Origin of the sequence: Streptomyces sp. NPDC059895 (assembly GCF_042731035.1) — a bacterium.
In the GTDB taxonomy this organism is placed as follows: Bacteria; Actinomycetota; Actinomycetes; order Streptomycetales; family Streptomycetaceae; genus Streptomyces.
In genome coordinates this window covers 212976-220862 of sequence record NZ_JBHWKO010000013.1, presented here as the reverse complement: position 1 = coordinate 220862, position 7887 = coordinate 212976, and the positions used below count along the sequence as shown (strand labels likewise).

Sequence of the window (7887 nt, the reverse complement as noted above, 5' to 3'; positions counted from 1 at the left end):
CTGCACTGGTCACGCTACCGACGGCGCAGCCAGGCCCGAGCCCGCCGATCCCACTACAAACGCCGAGGCCACACCCTCCAGATGCGGTTGCAGTACTAGGGCGCGTCCGTCTTCCTCGTGTGCAACTGCCGTGCCACCTCGGCGATCGAGCCCGAAAGGGACGGATACACGGTGAAGGCGTTCGCGATCTGTTCGACCGTCAGATTGTTGTCGACGGCGATCGAGATGGGGTGGATGAGTTCCGAGGCGCGCGGCGCGACGACGACTCCGCCGACGACGATCCCCGTGCCCGGCCGACAGAAGATCTTGACGAATCCGTCGCGGATGCCCTGCATCTTGGCGCGCGGATTGCGCAGCAGCGGCAGCTTGACGACCCTCGCGTCGATCTTGCCCGAGTCGACGTCGGCCTGCGTGTAGCCGACGGTGGCGATCTCGGGGTCGGTGAAGACGTTGGAGGAGACGGTCTTGAGGTTCAGCGGGGCCACCGCGTCGCCGAGGAAGTGGTACATGGCGATGCGCCCCTGCATGGCGGCGACGGAGGCGAGCGCGAACACGCCGGTCACGTCACCGGCGGCGTAGACGCCCGGAGCCGTGGTGCGGGACACCTTGTCGGTCCAGATGTGCCCGGAGTCGCGGACCTTGACGCCCGCCTCCTCCAGTCCGAGGCCCTCGCTGTTGGGGATGGCGCCGACGGCCATCAGGCAGTGCGTGCCGGTGATGACCCGCCCGTCGGCGAGGGTGACCTCGACGCCGTCGCCGACCCGCTTGGCGGACTGGGCGCGGGAGCGGGCCATGACGTTCATGCCGCGGCGCCGGAAGACGTCCTCGAGGACGGCGGCGGCGTCGGGGTCCTCGCCCGGCAGCACACGGTCCCGGGAGGAGACGAGGGTGACCTTGGACCCGAGCGCCTGGTACGCGCCGGCGAACTCGGCACCGGTCACGCCCGAGCCGACCACGATGAGCTCCTCGGGCAGCTCACGCAGGTCGTAGACCTGGGTCCAGTTGAGGATGCGCTCGCCGTCGGGCTGGGCGTCGGGCAGCTCGCGGGGGTGACCGCCGGTGGCGATGAGCACGGCGTCCGCGACGAGGGTCTCCTCGCTGCCGTCGGCCGCCCGCACCACGACCTTGCGCGAACCGTCGAGGGCCTGCATGCCCTCCAGCCGGCCGCGGCCGCGCAGGACGCGGGCGCCCGCGCGCGTGACGGAGGCGGTGATGTCGTGCGACTGCGCGAGCGCGAGCCGCTTCACCCGCCGGTTGACCTTGTCGAGGTCCACGCCGACGACCCGGGCCGACTGCTCCAGCGGCGGGGTGTCGTCGGCGACGATGATCCCCAGCTCCTCGTAGGAGGAGTCGAAGGTGGTCATCACCTCGGCCGTGGCGATGAGAGTCTTCGACGGCACGCAGTCGGTCAGCACCGACGCCCCACCCAGACCGTCGGAGTCGACGACGGTCACCTCCGCGCCGAGCTGAGCGGCCACCAGCGCCGCTTCGTAGCCGCCGGGTCCGCCACCGATGATCACGATCCGAGTCACGTACTCCATTGTCCCGCACGCTCCGGTGCCGTACGTCGCCGGGGGGCCGGGCGGCGGTACGCCCGGTGCCGCGGGGGCGGTGGACGACGCGAGGGACGTGCGCGGGGGGCTGCCGTACCCTCGTCGCATGTCGCTCTACGCCGCGTACGCCGGCAACCTCGACGCGCGGCTGATGACCCGCCGCGCCCCGCACTCGCCGCTGCGCGCGACCGGCTGGCTGAACGGCTGGCGGCTGACCTTCGGCGGGGAGCAGCTGGGCTGGGAGGGCGCCCTGGCGACGATCGTGGAGGACCCCACCGCCCAGGTCTTCGTCGCGCTGTACGACCTCGCCCCCATGGACGAGGAGCCGCTGGACCGGTGGGAGGGCGTGGGCCTAGGCATCTACCGACGGCTCCGGATCCGCGTCCACACCCTGGACGGCGAGGAGCGCGGCTGGACGTACGTCCTGAACGGCTACGAGGGCGGTCTGCCGTCCGCCCGCTATCTGGGCGAGGTCGCCGACGCCGCCGAGTCCGCGGGCGCGCCCCACGACTACGTGATGGAGCTGCGGAAACGGCCGTGCTGACGAGCGCGTGAGGCCCTCGCCTCGAGAGGCCCTCACCTCGTACGTCCCGCCCTCGCGTACGGCACCGTTGGAAACGACAAGACAACGATCGCCGTCCCGTGGGCTCCGTCATCTACGCGCGTAGGCCCTGACCGGCTACGCTCGTCCGCGTGAACGCATCTCTTCTCCCGGACGACATCCAGGGCGACCCCTACGCCGCCGCCGACGCGGCCGCCACGCGCCTGCGCGAACTCACCGGCGCCGAGACCCACGACGTCGCCCTCGTGATGGGCTCCGGCTGGGCGCCGGCCGTCGACGCGCTGGGCGCGCCCGACGCCGAGTTCCACGTGACCGAGCTGCCCGGGTTCCCGCCGCCGGTGGTCGAGGGGCACGGCGGCAGGATCCGCTCGTACCGCATCGGTGACAAGCGCGCGCTGGTCTTCCTGGGCCGTACGCACTACTACGAGGGCCGTGGCGTGGCCGCCGTCGCGCACGGCATCCGTACCGCGGTCGCGGCCGGCAGCAAGACGATCGTGCTGACCAACGGCTGCGGCGGTCTGCGCGAGGGCATGCGTCCCGGACAGCCGGTCCTGATCAGCGACCACATCAACCTCACGGCGGCCTCCCCGATCGTCGGCGCGAACTTCGTCGACCTCACCGACCTGTACTCGCCGCGGCTGCGGGCGCTGTGCAAGGAGATCGACGCCACGCTGGAGGAGGGCGTCTACGCCCAGTTCCCCGGCCCGCACTACGAGACGCCGGCCGAGATCCGCATGGCGCGGGTCATCGGGGCGGACCTGGTGGGCATGTCGACCGTCCTGGAGGCGATCGCCGCGCGCGAGGCGGGCGCGGAGGTCCTGGGCATCTCCCTGGTGACGAACCTGGCGGCCGGTATGACGGGCGAGCCCCTCAGCCACGAGGAGGTCCTCCAGGCCGGCCGCGACAGCGCGGCCCGGATGGGGTCCCTGCTGGCGCGGGTGCTGGACCGGCTGTAAGGGGCCCGCGCCTTCGGCCCCGCCGGGGACGGGGAAGGGCAGGGGTGGTGGGGGCGAGGAGACGCCCGGCACCCGCACCGCACGCACACTCTGAGAGGTTGACCCACGTGCACGACGACGATCTGACCGCTCGCGCCCACGCCTGGCTCGCCGAGGACCCAGACCCGGACACCCGCGGGGAACTCGCCGCGCTCCTCGCCGCCGGCGACCGCGCCGAGCTCGCCGCCCGGTTCGGCGGCACCCTCCAGTTCGGCACCGCCGGTCTGCGCGGCGCGCTCGGCGCCGGCCCGACGCGCATGAACCGGGCCGTCGTCATCCGCGCCGCCGCGGGCCTCGCCGCGTACCTCGTGGCGAAGGGCCGGCGTGACGGCCTCGTCGTCATCGGCTACGACGCCCGCCACAAGTCCGCCGAGTTCGCCCGGGACACCGCCGCCGTGATGACGGGCGCCGGACTGCGCGCGGCCGTCCTGCCCCGCCCGCTGCCCACCCCCGTCCTCGCCTTCGCCGTACGGCACCTGGGCGCGGTCGCCGGCGTCGAGGTCACCGCCAGCCACAACCCGCCCCGCGACAACGGCTACAAGGTGTACCTGGGCGACGGCTCGCAGATCGTCCCGCCCGCCGACGCGGAGATCGCGGCCGAGATCGCCGCCGTCCGCTCGCTGGCCGACGTCCCCCGCCCGGACTCCGGCTGGGAGACCCTCGACGACACCGTCCTCGACGCCTACCTGGCCCGCACGGACGCCGTCCTCTCCCCCGGCTCCCCCCGCACCGCCCGTACCGTCTACACGGCGATGCACGGCGTCGGCAAGGACGTCCTGCTGGCCGCCTTCGCACGGGCCGGGTTCCCCGCGCCCGACCTCGTCGCCGAGCAGGCCGAGCCCGACCCGGACTTCCCGACGGTCGCCTTCCCCAATCCGGAGGAGCCCGGCGCCATGGACCTGGCCTTCGCCAAGGCCCGTGAGACCGGCCCCGACCTGGTCGTCGCCAACGACCCGGATGCCGACCGCTGCGCCGTGGCGGTGCGCGACGGCGACGCGTGGCGCATGCTGCGCGGCGACGAGGTCGGCGTGCTCCTCGCCGCCCACCTGGTGGACCGCGGCGCCCGCGGCACCTTCGCCGAGTCGATCGTCTCCTCGTCCCTGCTGGGCCGGATCGCGGAGAAGGCCGGGCTGCCGTACGAGGAGACCCTCACCGGCTTCAAGTGGATCGCCCGCGCCGACGGCCTGCGCTACGGCTACGAGGAGGCCCTCGGCTACTGCGTCGACCCCGAGGGCGTGCGCGACAAGGACGGCATCACGGCCGCCCTGCTCGTCACCGAGCTGGCCTCCGTCCTGAAGGAACGCGGCCGCACCCTGCTCGACCTCCTCGACGACCTCGCCGTCGAGCACGGTCTGCACGCCACCGACCAGCTCTCGGTGCGGGTGGAGGACCTGGCGGTGATCGCCCGCGCCATGGAGCGACTGCGCGAGCGGCCCCCGACCGGGCTCGCCGGCCTGCCGGTCGTCCGCGCCGAGGACCTCACACGGGGCACGGACGGACTCCCGCCGACGGATGGCCTGCGCTACACGCTCGACGGCGCCCGTGTGATCGTCCGGCCCAGCGGCACGGAGCCGAAGCTGAAGTGCTACCTGGAGGTCGTGGTCCCGGTCGCGAAGCACGCCGACCTCCCCGCGGCCCGCGCCGAGGCGAACAAGCTGCTCACGGCCGTCAAGCGGGACCTGTCGGCCGCGGCCGGCATCTGACCCGCGCCCGCGCTCCCGGTCCGCACCCGCTGGTGCGCGGGTGGGGGCGGCGGTCGCGTGACCGGCGTGCTTCGGCTCCCGCGTGGCCCCTCTGTGGCCGAGCGGTCCTGGTTCACGGGGAGTTGGTGTGCCGCATGCTTCTCGGCTGCCCGGCTCGCGCCCGCGCGTCCCACCCTGGACGGGAGTGCGGATGTGCTCCTTCCCCCCTTGGACGCCTCCGCCTCGCCGGCGTCCCGCGCCCCCCTGCCCGGCGCAGGCGGGACACCGGGCAACGGCCCGGCACGGGGTTCAGCCCGCCGCGGACAGCTGAACCCGGTGCCGGGTTCGCCCCCGGCGGGCGGGCCGGCTCACACGCGCATGAGGTAGCTGAAGCCCGTGTCCGGGCCGACGCAGGACTGCAGCGTGAGGTCGCCCCAGTAGAGCCCGTGGGACGGGGTGCCCCGGCCGGGGCTGACGTAGGTGGCGTACACCCGGTACCGGAGCGTGCCGCGCGGTGTCGTGGCCGACACGATCGTGCCCACGGGGAGCCGGGCGAAGCGTGCGAAGCCGCAGTGGTCGTGGCCGACGACGACGGCGGTGCGCAGCGCGTAGCCGTCCTCCGTGCCCAGGTCGGGCCCCGCCCACTGGACGGCGTCGCGGCACGCGTCCACCGCGTCCTGCCCGCCGCGGACGACCCGCGCCGACCAGGAGCCGATGTGCAGGGTGGTCGAACCGTCCCCGCCGCGCCCGCCGGACGTCTCCGAGCCGGTCGTGGCGGACGCCTCGGGCGTCGGCTCCGGCGACGGCCGGGCCGGCCCGTCGGTGGGGCCCGGCGACACCGACGCGGGTGCCGTACGCGGCGGGCCCGTCGGCGCGCCCCCGGGTGACGCGGCGGCCGTGTCAGGGGACGGCGGACGCGCGGGGGCGAGGCCGTCGGCCGGGGTCGTGGGGGTGCGCTCGGGTGGGACGGTGCGGGCCGGTGTCCCGGGGGGAGCGGTTCCGGGCGGAGCGGTTCCCGTCGGGCCCCGAGTGCCCGGTACGGCGGGTGGGGCGGAGGGGGCGGCCGCGGGCGGCCCCGCCGACCGCTCGGCACCCGCGCCGGGGACGGCACAGCCCGCCAGGGCCACGGACACGACGACGCCCAGGGTGGCGGCGGCCGTCGCCCGGCGGCGGCGCACGATGCCTGTCATCCGGTGCCCCTACCCGAAGCGCCCGGTGACGTAGTCCGTCGTGCGCGGGTCCTGGGGACTGTGGAACATGGCGGCCGTGGGGCCGTGCTCGACGATGGCACCGGGGGTGCCCTGCTCGGCGAGGAAGAACGCGCACTGGTCGGAGACGCGGGCCGCCTGCTGCATGTTGTGGGTGACGATCACGATGGTGACCTCTTCGGAGAGTTCGTGGATCGTCTCCTCGATGCGCCGCGTCGAGGTCGGGTCCAGGGCCGAGCACGGTTCGTCCATGAGCAGCACCCGCGGTCGTACGGCCAGCGAACGCGCGATGCACAGACGCTGCTGCTGACCGCCGGAGAGCGCGCCGCCGGGCTGCCGCAGCCGGTCGCGGACCTCCTTCCACAGACCCGCCTTCGTCAGGCACTCCTCGACGAGTCGGTCCTTGTCCTCGCGGCCCGCCTTGATGCCGCCCAGCTTCAGACCGGCGGTGACGTTGTCGTAGATCGACATCGCCGGGAAGGGGTTCGGCTTCTGGAAGACCATGCCGATCTGGCGGCGGGCGTGGGTGATGCGGCGGCCGCGGTCGTAGATGTCTTCGCCGTCGAGCAGCACCCGGCCCGCGAGGGAGGCGGAGCCGATGAGTTCGTGCATGCGGTTGAGGATCCGCAGGAAGGTGGACTTGCCGCAGCCGGACGGGCCGATGAGTGCGGTGACCTGGCGGGCGGGCATGGTGAGCGACACGCGTTCCAGGACCTTGTGGTCACCGAACCAGGCGGAGAGGGAGTCGGCTTCCAGGGTGGCGGGGTCGCCCTGGCCGGCTCCGGCGAGCGGGCCCGCCGTCACGCGGTCCAGCTTGATCGTGGGGTCGGGGGCCGCGTCGACGAGCGTGTCGGTCGTGTCGGACATGATGGGGTGAACTCCTCGTCGGTCATCATCGGTCATCGTCGGTCAGAGCAGGTTGGGCAGCAGACGGGTGACGGCGCCGGAGACGGCGAGGCCGAGGGCGGCCAGTACGGGGACACCGACGATCCACGTCTGCCAGCGGCCCCAGGCGCGGGAGGCGGCCATGGTGAGCAGGGCCGCGCCGAGCAGTGCCTGCGACCAGAGGAAGACGGGGAGCCATGCGGCGCTCTCGGTGCCCATGGCCTGCTCGGAGTCGTCGATCCAGCCCGCGGCCAGCGGCCTCGGGGGGCTGGGCTGCGCGTCGCTCGTCAGGGTCGCGTCGACCCGGACGGTGCCGGAGGGGGTGTAGGGGCCGCCGTCGGCGGTGATGAGCGTGAGCCGGCCCTGGCCCTGCTGGAGCGTGGCCGGCAGGGGGTCGCCCTCGCGCCGGATGCCGGAGACCCTGTAGGTGGCGGTGCCCTGACCGGTCGTCACGCGGATCTCGGCGCCGACGGGGAGTCGGTGCAGATCGTTGAACGGGCTGCCGTACCCCCACTGGCGGCCCATGATCACGCTGGTGCCGGACTGTCCCGGCAGCGGGGTGTCCCGGCGGTGGCCGGGGCCGGACATCAGCACCCCGGAGGCGGTGCCCTCCCCGACGACCTCCCGCAGGCCGAGGGCCGGAATGCGCAGCAGGGCGACGGGCGCGCCCGGCTCCAGCATCTCCCCCTCGTACGTCCGCTGGCCCACGGGTGCGATGCCCAGGGCGAGCTGACGGCGCAGTTCGTCGTAGGAGGTCTGCTGGTCGCGCGCGTGCTGGAGGTGGCCCACGACGGTGAGGTCGGCGGCGAAGCCGAGCAGCAGGGCGGCGAGCACGCACAGCGCGGTCCCGGCGAACGCGAAGCCGGGGCGCTCCGCCCGCGGTGGCCGCGAGACGGGTTCGGGCCCGGGTGAGGGCACCGGCACCGGTGGCGCCTCGGCCGGCGGGGGCGGGGTCAGCACGGTCACGGGGAGCGCTCCTGTGAAGAGGTGTGGGGTGGTGGA

Annotated in this window: 7 protein-coding genes; 3 read left to right on the top strand and 4 right to left on the bottom strand. The window is 74.1% G+C overall.

The genetic code is table 11. The annotated features are described in order from the left end of the window. Window positions 1-95: 95 nt before the first annotated feature. Window positions 96-1541, bottom strand: a complete 1446-nt coding sequence (locus ACFV9M_RS18315) for an NAD(P)H-quinone dehydrogenase (protein ID WP_385064158.1) — start codon at window positions 1539-1541, stop codon at window positions 96-98. 118 nt (window positions 1542-1659) lie between these two features. On the opposite strand from ACFV9M_RS18315, the gene ACFV9M_RS18310 reads away from it, so the two are divergent. The 3 genes from ACFV9M_RS18310 to ACFV9M_RS18300 all read left to right on the top strand — a co-directional run bounded on the left by ACFV9M_RS18310 (window position 1660) and on the right by ACFV9M_RS18300 (window position 4813). After that, window positions 1660-2097 carry a gamma-glutamylcyclotransferase gene (locus ACFV9M_RS18310; RefSeq protein WP_385064156.1) on the top strand — a complete coding sequence of 146 codons (438 nt, stop codon included), beginning with the start codon at window positions 1660-1662 and terminating at the stop codon, window positions 2095-2097. Window positions 2098-2246: 149 nt separating this feature from the next. Further along, on the top strand, window positions 2247-3071 hold the full coding sequence (locus tag ACFV9M_RS18305; protein WP_385064154.1) for a purine-nucleoside phosphorylase: 825 nt from the start codon (window positions 2247-2249) through the stop codon (window positions 3069-3071). 107 nt (window positions 3072-3178) lie between these two features. Next, window positions 3179-4813, top strand: a complete 1635-nt coding sequence (locus ACFV9M_RS18300; RefSeq protein ID WP_385064181.1) for a phospho-sugar mutase — start codon at window positions 3179-3181, stop codon at window positions 4811-4813. 347 nt (window positions 4814-5160) lie between these two features. On the opposite strand, the gene ACFV9M_RS18295 is transcribed toward ACFV9M_RS18300, so the two are convergent. Genes ACFV9M_RS18295 through ACFV9M_RS18285 form a run of 3 tightly spaced genes read right to left on the bottom strand, consistent with a single transcriptional unit; the run spans window position 5161 to window position 7851 of the window. Continuing rightward, the gene (locus ACFV9M_RS18295; RefSeq protein ID WP_385064152.1) at window positions 5161-5982 is read right to left on the bottom strand and encodes a hypothetical protein; all 822 of its coding nucleotides are present in this window, start codon (window positions 5980-5982) and stop codon (window positions 5161-5163) included. A 9-nt stretch (window positions 5983-5991) separates the two neighbouring features. Further along, window positions 5992-6867 carry a phosphate ABC transporter ATP-binding protein PstB gene (gene pstB / locus ACFV9M_RS18290; protein WP_385064150.1) on the bottom strand — a complete coding sequence of 292 codons (876 nt, stop codon included), beginning with the start codon at window positions 6865-6867 and terminating at the stop codon, window positions 5992-5994. Window positions 6868-6909: 42 nt separating this feature from the next. Continuing rightward, a complete protein-coding gene (locus tag ACFV9M_RS18285) occupies window positions 6910-7851 on the bottom strand; it encodes a sortase (protein WP_385064148.1) in 942 nt (313 codons plus the stop codon). Window positions 7852-7887: the final 36 nt, after the last annotated feature.

Coding starts and splice junctions, on each gene's coding strand:
- ACFV9M_RS18295 (WP_385064152.1), bottom strand. CDS start 5,982: ATGACAGGCATCGTGCGCCGCCGCCGGGCGACGGCCGCCGCCACCCTG.
- pstB (WP_385064150.1), bottom strand. CDS start 6,867: ATGTCCGACACGACCGACACGCTCGTCGACGCGGCCCCCGACCCCACG.
- ACFV9M_RS18310 (WP_385064156.1), top strand. CDS start 1,660: ATGTCGCTCTACGCCGCGTACGCCGGCAACCTCGACGCGCGGCTGATG.
- ACFV9M_RS18315 (WP_385064158.1), bottom strand. CDS start 1,541: ATGGAGTACGTGACTCGGATCGTGATCATCGGTGGCGGACCCGGCGGC.